The organism is Halobiforma lacisalsi AJ5 (genome assembly GCF_000226975.2).
Lineage (GTDB): Archaea > Halobacteriota > Halobacteria > Halobacteriales > Natrialbaceae > Natronobacterium > Natronobacterium lacisalsi.
Genome location: NZ_CP019285.1, coordinates 718,689 through 738,193, shown reverse-complemented (window position 1 = coordinate 738,193; position 19,505 = coordinate 718,689). Strand labels below are relative to the sequence as shown.

At 66.6% G+C, this 19,505-nt stretch carries 18 protein-coding genes; 11 read left to right on the top strand and 7 right to left on the bottom strand.

Features of this window, described 5'->3' with window-relative positions; genetic code table 11:
- Positions 1–4 precede the first annotated feature (4 nt).
- Positions 5–1,015: an ArsA family ATPase gene (locus CHINAEXTREME_RS03455; RefSeq protein ID WP_007141072.1), complete on the top strand. Its 1,011-nt coding sequence runs from the start codon at positions 5–7 to the stop codon at positions 1,013–1,015.
- Positions 1,016–1,073: 58 nt separating this feature from the next.
- Complete coding sequence (locus CHINAEXTREME_RS03450; RefSeq protein WP_007141071.1) at positions 1,074–1,670, top strand: GNAT family N-acetyltransferase; 597 nt, start codon at positions 1,074–1,076, stop codon at positions 1,668–1,670.
- Between the two features lie 36 nt (positions 1,671–1,706).
- Here CHINAEXTREME_RS03450 and ligA read toward each other — a convergent pair whose 3' ends face one another.
- From ligA to arcD, 5 genes are all read right to left on the bottom strand, one after another.
- Complete coding sequence (gene ligA / locus CHINAEXTREME_RS03445) at positions 1,707–3,794, bottom strand: NAD-dependent DNA ligase LigA (RefSeq protein ID WP_029601442.1); 2,088 nt, start codon at positions 3,792–3,794, stop codon at positions 1,707–1,709.
- Between the two features lie 109 nt (positions 3,795–3,903).
- On the bottom strand, positions 3,904–4,281 hold the full coding sequence (locus CHINAEXTREME_RS03440) for a 2Fe-2S iron-sulfur cluster-binding protein (RefSeq protein WP_007141068.1): 378 nt from the start codon (positions 4,279–4,281) through the stop codon (positions 3,904–3,906).
- Positions 4,282–4,312: 31 nt separating this feature from the next.
- Positions 4,313–5,764, bottom strand: coding sequence for a selenium-binding protein SBP56-related protein (locus CHINAEXTREME_RS03435; protein ID WP_007141067.1), 1,452 nt, complete (start codon positions 5,762–5,764; stop codon positions 4,313–4,315).
- Between the two features lie 64 nt (positions 5,765–5,828).
- Complete coding sequence (locus CHINAEXTREME_RS03430; protein WP_007141066.1) at positions 5,829–6,197, bottom strand: 2Fe-2S iron-sulfur cluster-binding protein; 369 nt, start codon at positions 6,195–6,197, stop codon at positions 5,829–5,831.
- A 155-nt stretch (positions 6,198–6,352) separates the two neighbouring features.
- Positions 6,353–7,816 carry an arginine/ornithine antiporter ArcD gene (gene arcD, locus CHINAEXTREME_RS03425; RefSeq protein WP_007141065.1) on the bottom strand — a complete coding sequence of 488 codons (1,464 nt, stop codon included), beginning with the start codon at positions 7,814–7,816 and terminating at the stop codon, positions 6,353–6,355.
- A 146-nt stretch (positions 7,817–7,962) separates the two neighbouring features.
- On the opposite strand from arcD, the gene rio1 reads away from it, so the two are divergent.
- Positions 7,963–8,829 carry a serine/threonine-protein kinase Rio1 gene (gene rio1, locus CHINAEXTREME_RS03420; protein ID WP_007141064.1) on the top strand — a complete coding sequence of 289 codons (867 nt, stop codon included), beginning with the start codon at positions 7,963–7,965 and terminating at the stop codon, positions 8,827–8,829.
- Here the strand turns inward: rio1 and CHINAEXTREME_RS03415 are convergent.
- Positions 8,791–8,982, bottom strand: a complete 192-nt coding sequence (locus tag CHINAEXTREME_RS03415) for a DUF2061 domain-containing protein (RefSeq protein ID WP_007141063.1) — start codon at positions 8,980–8,982, stop codon at positions 8,791–8,793. The genes rio1 and CHINAEXTREME_RS03415 overlap by 39 nt on opposite strands.
- A 217-nt stretch (positions 8,983–9,199) precedes the next feature.
- On the opposite strand from CHINAEXTREME_RS03415, the gene CHINAEXTREME_RS03410 reads away from it, so the two are divergent.
- Both CHINAEXTREME_RS03410 and CHINAEXTREME_RS03405 read left to right on the top strand, forming a co-directional pair.
- A complete protein-coding gene (locus CHINAEXTREME_RS03410; RefSeq protein WP_007141062.1) occupies positions 9,200–10,375 on the top strand; it encodes a cupredoxin domain-containing protein in 1,176 nt (391 codons plus the stop codon).
- Between the two features lie 251 nt (positions 10,376–10,626).
- The gene (locus CHINAEXTREME_RS03405) at positions 10,627–12,015 is read left to right on the top strand and encodes a sulfite oxidase (protein ID WP_007141061.1); all 1,389 of its coding nucleotides are present in this window, start codon (positions 10,627–10,629) and stop codon (positions 12,013–12,015) included.
- A gap of 66 nt (positions 12,016–12,081) precedes the next feature.
- Here the strand turns inward: CHINAEXTREME_RS03405 and CHINAEXTREME_RS03400 are convergent, their stop codons facing one another.
- On the bottom strand, positions 12,082–12,594 hold the full coding sequence (locus tag CHINAEXTREME_RS03400) for an FKBP-type peptidyl-prolyl cis-trans isomerase (RefSeq protein WP_007141060.1): 513 nt from the start codon (positions 12,592–12,594) through the stop codon (positions 12,082–12,084).
- Between the two features lie 204 nt (positions 12,595–12,798).
- On the opposite strand from CHINAEXTREME_RS03400, the gene CHINAEXTREME_RS03395 reads away from it, so the two are divergent.
- From CHINAEXTREME_RS03395 to CHINAEXTREME_RS03370, 6 genes are all read left to right on the top strand, one after another.
- Complete coding sequence (locus tag CHINAEXTREME_RS03395; protein ID WP_007141059.1) at positions 12,799–13,590, top strand: 2-oxo acid dehydrogenase subunit E2; 792 nt, start codon at positions 12,799–12,801, stop codon at positions 13,588–13,590.
- A 277-nt stretch (positions 13,591–13,867) separates the two neighbouring features.
- Positions 13,868–15,115 (top strand): tryptophan--tRNA ligase, encoded by a 1,248-nt coding sequence (locus CHINAEXTREME_RS03390; RefSeq protein ID WP_007141058.1) that lies wholly within the window; start codon positions 13,868–13,870, stop codon positions 15,113–15,115.
- Between the two features lie 54 nt (positions 15,116–15,169).
- Complete coding sequence (locus tag CHINAEXTREME_RS03385) at positions 15,170–15,673, top strand: YfcE family phosphodiesterase (RefSeq protein WP_007141057.1); 504 nt, start codon at positions 15,170–15,172, stop codon at positions 15,671–15,673.
- A gap of 68 nt (positions 15,674–15,741) precedes the next feature.
- Positions 15,742–16,299 (top strand): KH domain-containing protein, encoded by a 558-nt coding sequence (locus CHINAEXTREME_RS03380; protein ID WP_007141056.1) that lies wholly within the window; start codon positions 15,742–15,744, stop codon positions 16,297–16,299.
- 263 nt (positions 16,300–16,562) lie between these two features.
- On the top strand, positions 16,563–18,224 hold the full coding sequence (thsA, locus tag CHINAEXTREME_RS03375; protein ID WP_007141055.1) for a thermosome subunit alpha: 1,662 nt from the start codon (positions 16,563–16,565) through the stop codon (positions 18,222–18,224).
- 281 nt (positions 18,225–18,505) lie between these two features.
- Positions 18,506–19,501 carry an alanine dehydrogenase gene (locus tag CHINAEXTREME_RS03370; RefSeq protein ID WP_007141054.1) on the top strand — a complete coding sequence of 332 codons (996 nt, stop codon included), beginning with the start codon at positions 18,506–18,508 and terminating at the stop codon, positions 19,499–19,501.
- The last annotated feature ends 4 nt before the right edge of the window (positions 19,502–19,505 follow it).

The following is a 19,505-nucleotide window of genomic DNA, read 5'->3' as shown; positions in this document are numbered from 1 at the left end:
ATAGATGACCGACTGCATCTTCTACGGCGGCAAAGGCGGCGTCGGCAAGACGACCTGTGCGGCCGCGACGGCCGTCGCGCTCGCCGACGCGGGACGAGAGACGCTGGTCGTCTCGACCGACCCGGCCCACTCGCTGTCGGACTCGCTCGAGGTCGACCTCGGGCCGGAGCCCGCACCCGTCGCGCTCGAGCCGTCCGGCGGGAACGACGACGAACCGGCGAGCGGGTCCCCGACAAACGTGTCCGCCGGTAGCCTCTGGGCCGCCGAGATCGACCCCGACGCGCAGGCACAGCGATACGAGAAACTGGCGACCGCGCTGGCCGCTGACCTGCGCAGCGCCGGCATCCGGCTCTCCGACGAGGAGGTCGAGCGGATCTTCGCCGCCGGAACCCCCGCAGGCGGCGACGAAGTCGCCGCGCTGGACCTGTTCGTCGAGTACGTCGAGTCGGACGACCCGGACTGGGACGTCGTCGTCTTCGACACCGCGCCGACGGGCCACACACTGCGGCTGTTCGACACGCCCGAGGTGATGGGGTTAGCCCTCGAGACGGCCCGCTCGCTGCGCGGTCAGGTCCGGCGGATCGGCTCTGCGGCACGAACGGCGATGTTCGGCCCGATGGCGGGGATGCGTGGCGACGACGGCGACGACCTCGAGGCGTTCCGGGACCGCCTCGAGCGGGCCCGCGAACTGCTCGTCGATCCCGACAGGACGGAGTTCCGCGTCGTCACGATTCCGGAGGGAATGGCGATCGCGGAGACCGAACGGCTGGTCGATCGGCTCCGGGAGGCCGAGGTACCCGTCGAGCGCATCGTCGTAAACCGTGTGTTCGAGGCTCCGCCGGAGGGGTGCCCGCGGTGTGCGGACCGCCGGGGGAGACACGCGGAGCGCGTCGCCGAGATCCGCGAGACGTTTCCCGACCTCGAGGTCGTGACAGTACCGGAACTCGAACGCGAGGGGGAAGCGCAGGGACTCGAGGCGGTGCGAACGGTCTCGCGGCGGCTGCCCGCCGAGTGAGTCCGCCCATTATAGTCACTTTCCCAATATTTTTCATAGTTCCCGGCGTGGGGCCGGTATGTCGCTGTTTCCGACCGAACTGGAGAGCGATCGGCTCCGATACGAGCGGCTCCACCCTGACGACATCGACCCGTTCGAACTGTACGAGCACGTTCGCGCCGGCGCGCCCCACATCGACGAAATCACCGAGCACGTCACCTGGGAGCCGTACGACCACCCGCAAGAGGCCCTCGAGTGGATCGAGACCTGCGGCGAGAACTTCGAGGACAGCGACGCCGCGACGTACGTGATACGGCCGAAAGAGGGCGACCGGGCTGGCGAACTGGCCGGCCTGGCGGGGATACAGCCGGACTGGGACCGACAGCTGGCAGTGCTCGGCGTCTGGTTCCGGAAACCGTTCTGGGGTCGCGGCTACTCCGGCGAGCGAGCCGGCCGCATGCTCGAACTCGCTTTTGATCGGCTCGACCTCGAGGTCGTCGCGGTGACACACGACCCCGAGAACGACAACTCGCGGCGGGCCATCGAGCGCTACGTCGAGCGGTTCGGCGGCCGCAGGGAGGGCCGTATCCGCAACGACATCGTCATCGACGGCGAACCGCGGGACTCGATCCGCTACAGCATCTCGAGCGAGGAGTGGCGGGCGAACCGGGGGTGATCACCTTCACCTTCACCTTCACCTTCACCTTCACCTTCACTCGAGGTCGATCCCGCGTTCGGCAAGCAGGTCGTGGAACTCGTCCTCGTCGACGATCGGCACGTCGTTTTCCTCGGCGTCGTCCCGCTTCGTCTGCCCGGGATTGTCCCCGACCACTAGATAGTCCGTGTTCCCCGAGACGCTTCCCGTGGCGTTCGCGCCGTGGGCTTCGACGGTCTCCTGGGCCTCGCTGCGGGTCATACCCTCGAGCGAACCGGTGAAGACGAAGGTCAGCCCCTCGAGTTCGTCGCCGCCGGACGCGAGGTCGAGGTCGGACTCGTGGGGGGAGACGTGCTCGAGGACGTCGTCGACCGCCGCGGCGTTTGCCTCGCTCGTGAAGAAGTCGTGGATCCGCTCGGCGACCGTTTCGCCGACGTCGTCGACCCCCTCGAGCCGGTCGGGGTCGTCCTCGGCCGCCTCGCGGAACGCCTCGAAGGTACCGAACTCGCGGGCGAGTTCGCGGGCGGTCGTCGGGCCGACATGGGGGACCCCGAGCGCCGAGAGGAAGTCGGCGAGCGGCGGTTCGCGGCCCCGCTCGATCTCCGCGAGCAGGTTCTCGGCGCTTTTCTCGCCCCAGCCCTCGAGTTCGGTGAGGTCCTCGCGTTCGAGTTCGTACAGGTCGGCGACCGACTCGAGCAGGCCGGCGTCGACGAGCTGGCGGACGCTCTTCTCGCCCAGCCCCTCGAGGTCCAGCCCGTCGTCGCTCGCGTAGTACTCGATCGACCGGCGCAGTTGTGCGTCGCAGGCGAGCCCGCCGGTACAGAACGCCATCGGGCCGTCGCGTTCGATGGCACTGTCGCAGACGGGACAGTGATCGGGCAGTTCGTAGTGCCCCTCGCTTTCCTTCTCGACGACCTCCTCGACGTAGGGGATCACGTCGCCCGCCCGCTGGACGCGGACCGTGTCGCCGACGTTGACGTTCTTCTCGGCGATCTCCTCGGGGTTGTGCAGGCTCGCCCGCGAAACCGTCACGCCCCCGACGTCGACCGGCTCGAGCAGGGCGACGGGCGTCACCCGGCCGGTGCGGCCGATCTGGACCGCGACGTCGACGATGGGCGTCACCTCCGCGCGGGCGGGGAACTTGTAGGCGAAGGCGTAGCGATCGTGGCGTGCGGTGCGACCGAGTTCCTCGCGGGCGTCGCGGTCGTCGACCTTGATGACGGTGCCGTCGATCTCGAAGTCGAGGTCGTCACGGGCCTCGAGGGTACGCTCGCGGTAGTCGATCGCGCCGTCGATGTCGTCGACGACTTCGACGTGGTCGGTCACGCGCAGCCCCCACTCGGGGAACCGCTCGAGTTCCGCGCGGTGGCTGTCCTCCAGGTCGCTGGCCGCGAGCACGTCGAAGTAGAAGACCTCGAGGGGGCGCTCGGCGACGACGGCGGGATCGAGCTGGCGGATCGTCCCCGCAGTCGCGTTTCTGGGGTTGGCGAAGGGGTCCTCGCCGCGTTCGATCCGCTCGCGGTTGTACGCCTGGAAGGCGTCTTTCGGCATGTAGACCTCGCCCCGAACCGCGAGGAAGTCGGGGTAGTCGCCGTGGAGCCGCTGGGGGACCGAACCGATCGTCCGGGCGTTGCGGGTGACGTCGTCGCCCTCGCGGCCGTCGCCGCGGGTGACGGCCCGCTCGAGGCGGCCGTCCTCGTAGACGAACTCCATCGAGATGCCGTCGAACTTGGGTTCACAGACGTAGTCGACGGGTCCCACTTCGCGACGGACCCGCTCGTCGAACTCCCGGACGTCCGCCTCGTCGCCGCTCCCCTCGATCGAGAGCATCGGCGCGACGTGTTCGACGGTGTCGAACTCCTCGACGGGTTCGCCCCCGACGCCCCTGGTCGGGCTGTCGGGGCGGGCGAGGTCGAACGCGTCCTCGAGTTCCCGCAGTCGGGAAAAGAGCGCGTCGTAGGTTCGGTCGGCGATGATGGGATCGTTCTCGACGTAGTAGCGGCGGTCGTGCTCGCGGACGGCCTCCCGGAGCAACTCGACCTGCTCGCGGGCCTCCTCCGGCGAGAGCCCCTCGACCGGCTCGAAGTCGGTCGGCGGATCCCGGAGGTAGGGGTTGTCCTCGGCGTTCTCGTCGACGACTGGCATTTCCCGGAGATAGCCGTTCGCCCCCGTTAACGTTACTGACTGGGCGTCGGTGATCCACTGTCCCGTTCCGCCCCGTCCCGCCCCGTCCTGCCCCATCCCGATCCGGGAGTCACTTCCACGGGTTGTCGACCAGTTCAGTGTGGACGCTCGAGCCGACCGCGAACCGGCAGTCGGTCCGCGGCGTGGCGATACACAGCAGCACGTACCCCGCTTCCCGATGGCGGTCTTTCAGCGCCCGCGGCCGACGACGGGAGGAAAACGCGTCCCCGACGTCGACCCGGCCGGTTTCGGTCGCAGTGGCCGTCGGTTCCGATCCCTCGCTCCCGAGCAGCCGTCCCGTGCAGGTGCCACAAGCGCCCGTGCGACAGCCGAACGGGAGTGCGACGTCGGCCCGTTCGGCCCCCTCGAGGACGGTTTCCCCCTCGCGAACCACGATCGTTCGCGTCCGGCCGTCGGGCCACTCGAGGGTGACGTCGTGGCTCGTCATGTGATCGATCGGGCCGTCGTGCCGCGGGCGATCACTGCCAGACGTCGCTCGTGCAGTCGCCGTCGGGCCACCGGATCTCGTGGGCGCGGGCCGGCCCCGCGGGGCACTCGCCCCAGTCGACGAGGAAGTCCTCGTCGAGCGTCATCGTCCCGTTCCGGGGATCGACGTCGGCTTTCAGCATCACCGACCCCTGCTCGCCCTCCTCGGGATAGAACTGCTCGTCCCACGAGGAGAACAGCGAGGTGGTCCAGTAGAGGCGCTCGCCGTCCAGCGAGAGCTGGAGCATCTGTGGACCGGCGTTCAGTTCCCGGCCCTGAACCTCCTGAACCTCGCCGAAGGTGCCGCCGACCGACAGCGAGTCGGCCCGCCGCGGGTTCGACGGGTCCGAGATGTCGTACATCCAGATCTCGCCGTGGAGCCAGTTCGACCCGAACAGGTACCGATCGTCCATCGAGATGAGGATGTCCGTCGGCAGGGCTGGCACGGGCATGTCCCAGTCGTCGTGCTCCCGGCTCTCGAAATCGATCACTTTTTCGGCGCGGTACTTGCCTGCGGCTCGCGGCTCATCGCCGCTCGCTTCGTCCGCGGCGCGTGGCGCCGCGCTTTCGTCGCGCCAGAAGTGGAAGACGTTCGACGAGAGCGCGGCCCCGACGAACCCGTGGGTCGATTCCGGCGTGTGGAGGAACCGCACCTCGAGCGGAATCAGTCCCTCCTCGCCGAGGTCGATCGTCTGCTCGACGGTGCCGTCCTCCCAGTCCCAGAAGTGGAGTCGCTGGCCGTAGTTTCCCGCCTCGACGTCGTCGAGGTCGAATCCCGGGTAGTACGTCTTCGGCGCAGCCCACTCGCTGGAGACCATCACGTTCTGGCGTGGCTGGTACCAGTAGTCGTAGTTCATCTCGATCTCTCCCGGCGGCTCCCATCGGCCCTCGATCTCGAAGTCGTCGTTCAGCTCGAGGAACCCGCCCGGAAGGTCCCCGTCGGCGTCGCCCAGCATGCTAATCAGGATCTCCCCCTCCGGGATACAGTGGACCGTGTGCGGGGCCGAGAGGTCGTATTCGTAGACTTCCTCGGGTTCGATCACCGTCTCCAGTTCGGGGTTCCGGCGATCGGCGGCGTCGATGACGTGGATCCGTGAGGACCGCTGGCCGGGAACGATCAGGTGTTGCCGCTCGAGTCCCTCGACGTGACACGACGACGAACACGCGTTCCACCCGAAGTGATGGAGTTCGTCGCCGCGGTTCGGGAGTTCGACGCGGTCGACGATCTCGCAGTACGTCTCCGAGTCGGGATCGAGGTCGACGACCGCAACGAAGTCCGACGCGTCGACGTCGGTGCCGACGTAGAGACTCATCACGTAGGCCAGTTTTTCACGTCCGCCTTCCTCGATCGCGGCCTGCGGCGTCGCGTAGCCGGGGCCCTCGAGTCGGTGGTGATCGTGGTCGTGGTCCGATTCGACCTCGCCACCCGTGCTAGCATCACTCATGGTTTTCCCGACCACGACCTCATAAATAAGCCTATCCGGGGGCGTGACGGCAGCGAACCGGACGCTACGCCCACGGACTGTCGCCGACTTCGGCCCGGATCGCCGGCCCGACCGCGACCCGGCAGTCGGCCCGCGGCAGGGCGATACACAGCAGGACGTAGCCGTCCGCGCGTTCGCCGTCGGTGAGGGCGGCGGGCTGGCGACGGTAGTCGAAGGCCTCGGCGGCGTCGACCGGGCCGCTCGCGCCGGCCGCGCCGTCCCCGTCGACCCCCACCACCCGACCGACGCAGGTCGTACAGGTCCCCTTCCGACAGTCGGCCGGCAACCGAATCCCCTCCTGCTGGGCGGCCTCGAGTACCGTGTCCCGCGAGTCGACCGCGACCGTGTCGGTTCCGCCGTCCGGCCACTCGAGGGTGACGTCGTACTCCGTCATCGTCGCCCCGTCGGTCCCGCCGGGCGTTCGCGTGGTTCGATCATGATGGGGGAACGGTACGGCCCGCGACGAGAAAAACCTGCGCTGGGAAGGAGAAGGGGCCGCGAGAAACGACGAGTTGCAATTCCTCCGAAAGAAACAGCCCAACCGGACCGTTAGTCCACGGACGGTGCCGCCACCTCCTCCGCCGGGGCCTCCTGCTCCGGCCCCTCCTTGTAGAACATCCGCCAGCCGGTCGCGCCCATCAGGACCAACACCAGCGGCGAGATGATCCCGAAGAAGTAGTACGGGGCGTACTCGATCACCGGGACGCCGAGCGCCGAGGCCATGAAGACCCCGCCCGACCCCCAGGGAACGAACGCCGACGTCGTCGTCCCCGCGGCTTCGACCGCCCGCGAGAGGTTCCGGCTCTCGAGGTTGTAGTCGTCGTAGAGGTTCTGCAGGGTCATGCCGGGGACGACGATCGCCATGTACTGTTCCGCCGCGAGGAAGTTCATCGCGATGGTTCCCGCAGCCGTCCCGGCGGTCAGGCCCGCGACGCTGCTGACGGCCCGGCCGATGTAGTGTGCGATCGCCGCCAGCACGCCGGTTTCCTGGAGGATTCCCCCGAGCGCCAGCGCGGCGACGACGATCGAGATGACCCACATTGAGCCGTTGAGACCGCCGCTGGCGAGCAGTTCGTTCGTGAGTTCGACGCCGGTCTCCGGGCTGGTCCCGTAGTGGACGGTCTCCCAGGCGGCGGCGAAGCCGACGCCCTGGACCGTGGTGGCGACCCCGACGCCGGCGAAGATCCCGGCCCCGAGCGACGGCAGGGCCGGGAACCCGTAGAACGCGAGCGCGAAGGTGAGGACGAGCGGGAGGAAGGTTAGCGGCGAGATCGCGTAGCTACCCGCGAGTCCACCCTGAATCTCGGCGACCCGATCGGCGGGAACCGAACCGCTGGCGTCCAGCCCGAGGAAGATGAACAGGACGAGCGAGATCCCGAACGCGATCAGGGTGCCGGGACGCATCGCCCGGATGTGGTCCATCAGTTCGGTGTTCGTCACCGCGGCGGCGAGGTTCGTCGTATCCGAGAGCGGTGAGTTCTTGTCGCCAGTGTAGGCCCCCGAGAGGACGGCACCGGCGGTCATCGCCTCGGGGATCCCCAGGCCGGAGCCGATCCCGATCATCGCGACGCCAAGCGTCCCGGCCGTCGTCCACGAGGAGCCGATCGCGAAGGCGACGATCGCCGAGAGGACGACGGTAAACGGGAGGAAAATCTCCGGCGAGAGGAACTCCAGTCCGTAGTACATCAGCGTCGGAATCGTTCCGGAGTCGATCCAGGACGCGATGAGCATGTAGATGACGAACAGGATGAGAATGGCCTGGAGGCCGGTCACTACGCTTCGACTGATCCCGTCGTACAGATCGGACCAGGTGTATCCGAAGTAGTATCTGCCGAACAGGCCGGCGAAGGCGATACCCCACAACAGCGGAATCTGCGGGTCCATCTCGAGCCAGATCATCCCGGCAGACAGGAACAGCAACATCCCGACGATCGGGACGAGGGCCTCTCCCAAGGATGGCTGTTTGTCCTCGGGAATTTCGTCGTACGTTTTCGGTCGGAAGTCCAGGTCCATGTTACCGATTAGCTTATGATTTCTACACCGGGTATATATATCATCGCCATTCGGAACGGGGTTTATGATACGGTAGCAATTCTCATTCCCCGACCGCGCGATCGGACCCAGCACTTTACCCGTCCCGGCCCCCTACGATCCGATAGATGGGACAGGGACCGGATTCCGAGTACGGACTCGTCGAGCTCGAGGAGGTCGACACGCCCGGCGACGAGTGGGAAGAGATCGACGTCTCCGACACCGAAGCGGATCGGATCGCCCGCAAACGCGACCGGGAGTTCGAACAGTTCGAGGAGCGGATCAAGGACGCCGACCAGTTCAAAGTCGAGCAGTCGGTGTTCGACGACGCGACGTTCGCGGCGCTCTACAAGCTAGTACAGGACGGCTACGTCGAGGCCTTCGGCGGCCCCCTCTCGACGGGCAAGGAGGCGAACGTCTACCACGCGCTGGGCGACGACCGGGAGGTCGCGGTCAAAGTCTATCGGATCAACGCCTCCAACTTCCGGCAGATGCGTGACTACCTCGAGGGCGACCCCCGGTTCGAGGGCCTGGGCGGCAAGAAGAAAGACGTCGTCCTCGCCTGGACGAAGAAGGAACTGGCGAACCTCCGGCGGGCGAAAGCGGCCGGCGTTCGCGTACCGGAGCCGATCGCCGCCGAACGCAACGTCCTCGTGATGGAGTACATCGGCGACGAGGACGGCCGTGCCAAGCGACTCGGCGAGGTCCACATCGAGAACCCCGAAACCGCGTACGGAGTCATGCGCGAGTACATGCGCCGGCTCTATTCGGCCGGCATCGTCCACGGCGACCTGAGCGAGTACAACGTCGTCTTCGACGAGGGCCAGCTCGTGCTCATCGACCTCGGACAGGCCGTCACCGTCCACCACCCCAACAGTCGAGAGTTCCTAGAGCGGGACTGCGAGAACGTCGCGAGCTTCTTCTCCCGACAGGGTCTCGAGACCGATCCCGACGAGTTACTCGAGTTCGTGACGAGTCCGGAACCGGACCCGTAGCCTAACCGAAACGCCCCACGTGATCCGATTCCAGACCCGTTCGTACCCGTAGTAGGTCCCGGTTTTCGTCGGATCGGTCGCTGGCCCGATGTTCGCCGCCTCGTCGACGTTGCCGGTAACGACAGCGCGACCGAGCACCGTGTCGACGATCACGCAGAGTTGTGCTCGGTGCGGTCGTCGACTCGGGGGCGTCCGGTAACCGTGCGGGCGACTACGGGAGCATCCCGAACGAGGGGCGGGTACGAACCCGAATGTGGCTCCCGAAGCAGCACCGATCCGACGACTAGTTCTGCCGCCCGAGTGTCTCTCGAGCCCGACCGTCCGGATTGCTCATCCCAATCGTTATCGATGTGAACTCCCTCGTTCTCATATGCGGAACAGTAACACACGGCGGCTATTTCTCCGATCGATCGCGGCGGCGAGTGCAGTCGGTGCTGCGGGGGTCGGAATCGGGAGTGGACAGTCTGACGACGGGACCGACGCCGACTCCGAGGGGGCGGAATCACTCGTCGCGACCGTGGCGGTCGCGCCGGAGGGCGACCTGGCGTTCGAGCCGGACTCCGTCGAAATCCCCCTCGGCGGGCGTGTCGAGTGGGAGTTCGAGGACGACGGGCACAACGTCTCGACGTACGACGTCGCCTCGGACGCCGTCTCGATCCCGGCAGGGGCGGAGCCGTTCGCTTCCTATGCCGAGGACGACGAGGACGAAGACCTCGAGCCGGACGACCTCGACCACGATGCCGTCATCGAGGAGGGGGAGACCTTCGCGCATACGTTCACGGTAGCGGGCGAGTACGCGTACGTCTGTACGCGACACGAACCGGAGATGGCCGGGACCGTCACCGTCCATCCATGCGTCGACGAGACGGTGGCGGTCGCACCGGACGGTGACCTGACGTTCGATCCCGAGACCCTCGAGGTGGGACTCGGGGACACCGTCGAGTGGGAGTTCGAGGACGACGGGCACAACGTCTCGACGTACGACGTCGCCTCGGACGCCGTCTCGATCCCGGACGGGGCGGAGCCTTTTGCCTCCTACAACGAGTACGACGTGGATCCGGAGGACCTGGATCACGACGCCGTCCTCGAGGAGGGGGAGACCTTCGCGCAGACGTTCACGGTGGCGGGCGAGTACGAGTACGTCTGTACGCGACACGAACCGGAGATGGCCGGGACGGTCGAGGTCAGCGACGAACCGGACGCGGAGGTAATCGCCGGCCCGGACGGGGCCTGGCGATTCGAACCCGAGACGGTTCGGGTCACGGCGGGCGACGTGGTGCGCTGGGAATTCGACAGCGCCGGCCACAACGCCACCTCTCACCCCGGGGCGGCGGACGAGACGTCGAACCCCGAGGGGGCCGACTGGTTCGCGACCTACGAGGGGGACGACCACTTCTCCGTGGTCGAGGAGGGGACGACCTTCGACCACCGGTTCGTCGTACCGGGAACGTACGAGTACGTCTGTACGCCCCATCTCCCGACGATGGCCGGCGAGGTCGTCGTCGAACCCTGTCCGACCGACGACGAGGATTCGGACTCGACGTAACTGGGCTCGATGCCGACCGGAGACCCCCGCGATGCCGGCCGGAGATCCCGGTGTCTCGTCTCGAACGCACCGTGTCGAATCGAGGTATCTCCTCCGGACTTATTCAGGTCGCTACGAGCGGGGTGAGCGAGCATTTCTTTCATCCTCGCTGGTGGTTTTATTATCGTCCATTCGTTCCGTTGGTCGTTTCGTTACCTACAGCAATTCCTTAATGAATTTTTATTATGATGCGGTCCGTGCATTGCCGTGCCATGCAGGGGGAGACCACAGACGCGAACGACGAGCGAGCGGGCGAGAAAACGAAGCGGCGGCAGTTTCTCGACCGGCGAAAGTTCATGGCGGCGACCGGCATGCTCGCCGGGCTGAGCATCACCGGACAGGGAGTCGGCGCACAGGAGATGGAAGAGGACGATTCCGAACTCGAGCGCGGCAGCACGGCGTTCCTCGAGGAGAGGTATCCGGGGCTGCGGATCTATTCGCCGGACCCGGAGAACGCCGAGGCGGCGGTCCGTGACACGTACACGAGCTATATCACCCCACGGGAGGAGCATTATATCCGGAACCACTACCTCTCACCCGAAATCGACGAGGACGAGTGGGAGATCGAACTCCGACTCGAGGAGGGGTCGACGTCGCTGACGATGGACGAGATCAGACGCGACTTTTCGACGGAGTCGGTCGCCCACACGATGCAGTGTTCGGGCAACGGCCGCTCGTTCTTCGAACCCGAGGTCGCGGGCAACCCGTGGACGTTCGGCGCGGTCGGGAACACGATCTGGACCGGGACGCCGATGTCCGAAGTCCTCGAGGCCTACGGGGCGGACACGGGCGACGGCAAGTGGCTGATGGTCGCGGGCGGAGACGTTCCGGACGAGGAGTCTGACGTGTTCGCACGGTCGATTCCGATGCAGAAGGTCGTCGAGGACTGCCTGCTGGCCTACGAGATGAACGGCCAGCCGCTGAGCGCCGAACACGGGTTCCCGGTGCGGATGCTCGTGCCGGGCTGGATGGGCAACAACAACGTCAAGTGGGTCGCCGAGATGGAGGTCATGGACGGCATGATGATCGGCGAGGAGTGGGAGCGGTACACCCGCTGGCAACACAGCTCCTACCGCATCCTCGCGGAGGGACAGGATCCCCAGGAGAACGAACGGATCGACATCTTCGACACCCGCGATGCGATGGACGCCGAGGCTGCGGGCGAGATCGACTGGCAACCCTACATCTACGACCAGACGGTCAAGTCGATCATCGGCTATCCCGGACAGGAGGCGACGGTGACGCCCCGGTCGTCCGACGGCAACGTCGAAGTGATCGGGGTCGCGTGGGCCGGTGACGATCAGGTCGAGGCGGTCGAGGTGTCGACTGACGGCGGCGACAACTGGGAGGAAGCCGAGTTCTTCGGTCCCGACCTCGGCCCGTTCGGCTGGCGACAGTTCCGCTACCTCTGGGATGCCGAACCCGGCGAGTACTTCGTCGTCTCGCGGGCGACGGACGAGCGCGGGCGCACCCAGCCGCGAGAAATCTCGGACCCCGAGGACGGACTCCGGACGATCCAGGACGACCAGTTCCCATGGGAAGCGGGCGGCTACCTGTGTAACGCCTACGAACCGCACGGAGTCGACGTGACGATCCAGTAAGCGGCGACCGCGCGACCGGGCCGTCCCCCGGAGGCGGGTCGGCTACGTCCCGCACCGGCAACCGTCTCACGCGGTCCCTTCGCCCGGCGATCCGCGAGCGTCCAGCACGTGGATCTCGCACTCGATCCGCGTTCCCGCGAGTTCGTGGTTGAAATCGACCGTCGCCGTCTCCCCGTCGACGGAGACGACCCACCCGGTGTCGCCGGTTTCGCTGCCGACGAGGGTCCCGGGTTCGATCGTCTCGGTTCCCTCTCCCCCAGTTTCGTCTTCTCGCTCGAGGTGGTCCAGCGGCACCTCGAGGATATCGTCCTCTCGTCGGGGGCCGAACGCCTCCTCCGGCTCGAGTTCGACCGTGGTCCGGTCGCCGACCTCGAGGTCCTGAACCACGCGGTCGATCCCCTCGAGTACTTTGTCTTCCCCGACTCGGAACTCGAGCGGCTTGTAGTCGCGGTGGTCGTGGTAGATGCCCTCCTCGAGGGCGACGTCGACGTTCGTGGTGTCGAAGACCTTCCCCTCGTCGTCTCCCTCGGCGATCCGTCCCGTGAAGTGTACGACGGCGATCTGTCCGGGTTCGACCATGATTGGTGTCGGACACGTCCGTCTTCGCTCGAGCGGTAGATCAATCATTTTTCCAGGCGGACGGACTGACAGGGACTCCAACCGGTGCTCGAGCTGAAATATTCGACTGGAGATAATCGTCAGCATTGCACCCCGGAAACTGCTGTTCGCACCGATATAGCCTGCGGCGTCAAGTGGTATGGGCCGCCCGGACGAACGATGGGTATGCACAACGAGGGCGATCGAGTCCGCCCGTCTTCCACGCGTCGTCGCGGGACGGTCGATTACATGCGAATAGCGGGCTCCCGGAGCAACGTCCATGGCCTCGTCGAAGTGGACGTTACCGAGGCCAGAGAGCGGATTCGGACCATAGCGGAGCAAACCGACGAGACCCTCTCGTTCACCGGATTCGTCGTGTTCTGTCTGGGGCGCGCCATCGAAGATCATCCCGAGAGCAACGCATATCGGGACTGGCGAGGTCGCATTCACGTCTTCGACGACGTGGACGTGAACGTCCTCGTCGAGACGACGATCCATGGCGAGCAGTTAGGGGTTCCCCACGTCGTGCGGGCGACGAATCGACGATCGCTGCGGTCGGTTCACGACGAGATCCGAACCGCACAGGAGTCCTCGGATCCGACGGCACTCCCGCGACGGAGTACACTCGCGCTCCGACTCCCCGGAATCGTCCGACGACAGCTCTGGCGTCTCCCGCAGTTGTTCCCGAAGCGATGGAAAGGGATGGCGGGCACCGTCGCCGTGACGTCCATCGGCATGTTCGGCGGGGGAAGCGGTTGGGCGGTCACCCCGACGAACTACACCGTCCAGTTGACCGTCGGCGGGATCGACACGAAGCCCCGATACATCGACGGAGAGCTTTCGCCGCGGGAGATCCTGAATCTCACGGTGACGTTCGATCACGACGTCGTCGACGGTGCAACCGCGACCAGATTCACGGGACGATTACGGGAACTCATCGAAGACGCACACGGAATACCCGAACCGGACGACCTCTGATCGCCGTCTAGCGGGACGACCCCTTCGCCCTCGTCAACTGCCCACCGAACTGCCCGTCCGACGACGCGCCGCCCGGCGAAAGTTTCAACAGACCGAGGGTCGAACGGGCACCCGTGACGTCCGCTCTCGAGCGCCGGTGGCGCCTGCACCCCTCGAGAGCGGACAGTGTCGTCGCGGCGGACGGCGCGGCCTAACCCGTCGGCCGTCGGGCGGGCGCTCCCTCCGTGTTCTCCCGGTTCCGGATCGCTCCCAGACTGTCGACCGACGCTCCAGACGAATGTCCGACTCCGACGACACCGATCACGACGACACGGATTCCGATCGTACCGCTCGCGAAACGCCGACCGACCCGACCGCGAACCCCGCCGACGAGCAGGCGTTCACCGTCACGCCCTACGCCGTCGAGGGAACGATCGACTACGAGAAACTCCTCGAGCGGTTCGGGGCCGAACCGCTGACCGCCGATCGGGTCGAGCGGTTCCCGGATCACCCCGCGATCCGCCGCGGGTTCTTCTACGCGGGCCGGGACGTCGACCGCTACCTCGAGGCTGCCGAATCCGGCGACCCGCACGCGATCGTTACCGGCCGCGGTCCGTCGGGACCGATGCACCTCGGGCACGTCCTGCCGCTGTACCTCGCGAAGCACCTCCAGCGGGAGACGGGCGCGACGGTCTACGTTCCGCTCTCGGACGACGAGAAGTTCCTCGCGAAGGAGGGGTCGTTCGAGGCTATCGGCGAGCACACGCGCGACAACCTCCGTGACATCCTCGCCGTCGGCTTCGATCCCGAGCGGACGCGGATCGTCGTCGACACCGCCGACGCCGACCTGATCTATCCGCTCGCAGTCCGTCTCGCGGAGTACCTCACGCCGGCCACCGTCGAGGCGGTCTACGGCCAGCAGGGGACGGTCGGACTGCAGTTCTACCCCGCAGTGCAGGCGGCGCATCTCCTCCTGCCGCAACTCGTCGCGGGCCGCCAGCCGACGCTCGTCCCCGTCGCCATCGACCAGGACCCCCACGTCCGGGTCTGTCGCGACGTCGCCGCCAAGGAGTCGCTGCCCGTCGAGAAGCCAGGGGCGCTGCTCGGACGGTTCCTCCCGAGCCTCGAGGGGCCGGGCAAGATGAGCTCCTCCGGGGACGCGCCGTCGATCGGCCTCGCCGACGATCCCGAGACCGTCGCCGAGACGATCCGGGATCACGCCTACACTGGCGGTCGGGCGACCCTCGAGGAACACCGCGAGAAGGGCGGCGACCCGTCGGTCGACGTCCTCTTCCAGTACCTCCGGTACTGCTTCGAACCGGACGACGACCTCGAGCGGATCGCCGAGCGGTATCGTGCGGGCGACCTGCTCAGCGGCGAACTCAAGGCGATCGCGATCGAGCGGATCACCGACTTCCTCGCGGCCCACCAGCGCCGCCGAGGGAAGTTGGATGAACTGGCGACCGAACTCGAGCCGTACCGGCTGACGGACGCCGAGCGTCGCCGGGCGCTCGAGCGGGCCGGCGTTCCGTCGATACTCGGATAGCTGGTTCGACGGCCCCCCCGAACTCCTTAGTGGTTCGCCGGCACCTCTTTGCGTATGAACATCGGTATCGTGTCCGACACCCACGACAACGTCGAGGCTACCGAACGCGCGACCGAAATCTTCGCCGAGGAGGGCGTCGAAATCGTCGTCCACTGCGGGGACTTCGTCGCGCCGCTGATCCCGCCCTATTTCGACGAGTTCGAACTCCACGGGGTCCTCGGGAACAACGACGGCGACGCGCGTAACCTGCAGGCTGCGTTCGATTCGCTGGGTGGCGAGAGCGAACTCCACGGCCGGTTCGCCGACCTCGAGTTCGACGGCCTCTCGATCGCGGCGCTGCACGGCGAGTCGAAAGCCGAGGTAGAGGCCGTCGCCGCCGCGGAGGAGTACGACGTCGTCTGCTACGGTCACCACCACGTCGCCGAACTGCGCGATGACGGCCGCACGACGGTCGTCAACCCCGGCGCACACTTCCCGACGACGGCGGACGACGATCGAACCGTCGCGATCCTCGACACCCTCTCGGAGTCGATCCGGTTCCGGTCGGTACTCGAGTAGCCAGCGGGTTTCGATCGTCGAGGGACGGGACCAAGCGCTTAAACTCGCCGAGCCACTACGGAGGATATATGCAGCACGTGAAGATTCCGCAGGACCGAATCGGCGTTCTCATCGGCGAAGGCGGCGAGACGATGCGGGAAATCGAGTCCGAAGCCGAAGTTCGTCTCGACATCGATTCCGAGAACGGCTCCGTCGCGGTCGAAACCGTCGGCGACCCGGTTCTCGGCCTCAAGGGTCCGGAGATCGTCCGTGCGATCGGTCGCGGCTTCGCTCCCGAGGAGGCACTGCGCCTGCTCGAGAACGAGATGATGATGTTCGACGTCGTCGACATCGACGCGGCCGCCCGCAACAAGAACGACCTCCAGCGACACAAGGGCCGGCTCATCGGCGAAGGTGGCCGTACCCGCGAACTGATGGAGGAACTCACCGGTGCCTCGGTCGTCATCTACGGCTCGACGCTCGGCATCATCGGCGCGCCCGAGGAGGTCGACGCCGTCCGTACCGCCGCCGAGATGCTTCTCGACGGGGCTCCCCACGGTGCGGTCTACTCGTTCCTCGAGGAGCGACACAACGAGATGAAACACCAGGGGATGGAGTACCACCGGTTCCCCGGTGGCCAGTCCTGACGACGCGGTTGCGCCGACTCGAGCCGTGACGGCGCCGATCCGGTCCCGGTCGTCTGCCGCTTCGTTTTTCCTGAACCGAGCGACCTTCTCTCCCCTTCGAGCGCTTCGATCCCGACTCGACGCGTCGGGTCGGAAATAAACGACCTGCCATGTTTCTCGGTCACACACTTTCCCGCCCCCGTCCGGCGGTTTGGTGTTCGCATCTCCAAAAGATTTATATAGAATAGCAATCAATCCTTCGGACGACTATGGCACAACAGCAGATGGGCAACCAGCCCCTTATCGTTCTCTCGGAGGACAGTCAGCGGACTTCCGGCAAGGACGCGCAATCGATGAACATTCAGGCCGGGAAAGCCGTGGCCGAATCCGTACGGACCACCCTCGGTCCGAAGGGGATGGACAAGATGCTCGTCGACTCGACGGGCAACGTCATCGTCACGAACGACGGCGTCACGCTCCTCTCGGAAATGGAGATCGACCACCCGGCGGCCGACATGATCGTCGAAGTCGCCGAGACCCAGGAGGACGAAGTCGGCGACGGGACCACGAGCGCCGTCGTCATCGCCGGCGAACTCCTCAGCCAGGCCGAGGACCTCTTAGAGCAGGACATCCACGCGACCACCCTCGCCCAGGGGTACCGCCAGGCCGCCGAGGAGGCCACCGAGGCCCTCGAAGAGATCGCGGTCGACGTCGACGAGGACGACGAGGAGATCCTCGAGCAGATCGCCGCCACGGCGATGACGGGCAAAGGCGCCGAGAGCGCTCGCGACCTCCTCTCGAACCTCGTCGTCGAGGCCGTCAGCACCGTCGCCGACGACGGTGAGGTCGACACCGACAACATCAGCGTCGAGAAGGTCGTCGGCGGCTCCATCGACGAGTCCGAACTCGTCGAGGGCGTCATCGTCGACAAGGAGCGCGTCTCCGAGAACATGCCGTACTTCGTCGAGGACGCCTCGGTTGCGATCATCGACGGCGACCTCGAGGTCAAGGAGACCGAGATCGACGCCGAGGTCAACGTCACCGACCCCGACCAGCTCGAGCAGTTCCTCGAGCAGGAGGAACAGCAGCTCCAGGAAATGGTCGATGAGATCGCCGACGCCGGTGCCGACGTCGTCTTCGTCGATGGCGGCATCGACGACATGGCCCAGCACTACCTCGCCCAGGAGGGCATCATCGCGGTCCGCCGCGTCAAGTCCAGCGACCAGAGCCAGCTGGCCCGCTCGACCGGCGCGACGCCCGTCTCCACGGCCGCTGACCTCGCCGAGGAGGACCTCGGCTTCGCGGGCAGTGTCGCCCAGAAGGAGATCGCCGGCGACCAGCGCATCTTCGTCGAGGACGTCGAGGACGCCAAGGCCGTCACCCTGATCCTGCGCGGTGGCACCGAACACGTCATCGACGAGGTCGACCGCGCCATCGAGGACTCCCTCGGTGTGGTGCGAACGACCCTCGAGGACGGCAAGGTCCTCGCGGGCGGCGGCGCCCCCGAGGTCGACCTCTCGCTTTCCCTGCGTGACTACGCCGACTCCGTCGGCGGCCGCGAACAGCTGGCCGTCGAAGCCTTCGCGGACGCGCTCGAGGTCATCCCGCGTACGCTGGCCGAGAACGCCGGGCTGGACCCCATCGACTCGCTGGTCGAGCTGCGCGCCGACCACGACGGTGGCAACGAGTCCGCCGGCCTGGACGCCTACACCGGCGACACGATCGACATGGCCGAGGAAGGCGTCTACGAGCCCCTGCGCGTGAAGACTCAGGCCATCGAGTCGGCCACCGAAGCCGCTGTCATGCTGCTGCGCATCGACGACGTCATCGCCGCTGGCGACCTCGCCGTCGAGGACAACGACGACGACGAGGAGATGCCCGGCGGCCCCGGCGGCGGCATGGGCGGCATGGGCGGTATGGGCGGCGGCATGGGCGGCATGATGTAAGCCGTCCGGCCACGCCGTACCACTAATCTGCAGACGACCGTCGTTTCCGTCCTTACGAATCCACTTTTCCTTTCGACTACCGACGTACCGTTCGCGTCGACTCCGACGATCGATTGCGACGGCCCTTCCGTTGCCGGCGTCGGCCCCAGCGCCGGCACGCCTTCTCGGTTCGCGATCGGCTCCCGGATCCCGATCTCTCCCGCCGCGATATCGGTGCCGTCACAGGTCCGTGCCGGCGACGGTCAGTACGACTTAAGTACCCGCCCGCAATACTCGCCGATATGAACACGCTCCTTTTGGACAGCGACGACGTCGACGAGAATGCCCGAATGGCCGCCGTAATCGACGCGGTGGAGGAGGCCTTCGGCGCGTTCGAGCGCGGCGACTCCCAGATGCCAGCCAAGTCCTACATCGATCTGCCCCAGTACAACGGGGACTTCCGCTCGATGCCCGCGTACCTCGATACGGGCGAGTGGGATGCCGCAGGCCTGAAGTGGGTCAACGTCCACCCGGACAACCCCGAAAAGCACGATCTGCCGACCGTCCTCGGGACGATGATCTACTCCGATCCCGAAACGGCCGTCCCCCTCGCGATCATCGACGGCACGGCGCTGACGATGAAACGCACCGGCGCCGCCGCGGCCGTCGCCACTGACTACCTCGCCGTCGAAGACGCCACCTCCATGGGGATCGTCGGGGCCGGCGTCCAGTCCTACACCCAACTCGAGGCGATCAGCGAGATCCGCCCGATCGAGGAAGTCGTCGTCGCCGACAAGGACGAGGAGCGTACCCGGGCCTTCATCGACACCTTCGACGACCGCTTCGACGTCCGCGCCGGGTCGATCTCGGAGGCCGGCCACTGCGACGTTCTCTCGACGGTGACGCCGGTCGAGGACCCCATCGTCGGCCCCGACGACGTCGCGGAGCACACCCACATCAACGCGATGGGTGCCGACGCCGAGGGCAAACACGAACTCGCCGACGACCTGCTGCTCGCCGCCCGCATCGTCATCGATGACCACGAGCAGTGTACCCACTCGGGCGAGATCAACGTCCCGTACCACGAGGGGGTCCTCGACGACGAGGACATCTACGCCGAGATCGGCGAACTCGTCGTCGGTGCGAAGGAGGCCCGCGGCGACGACACCGGCGTCACCGTCTTCGACTCCACCGGTCTCGCCATCCAGGACGTCGCCGCCGCCCACGTCGTCTACGAGCAGGCGCTCGAGAACGACAACGGAACGTCGTTCGGCCTGATCGATACCGACGACGTCTGACCCT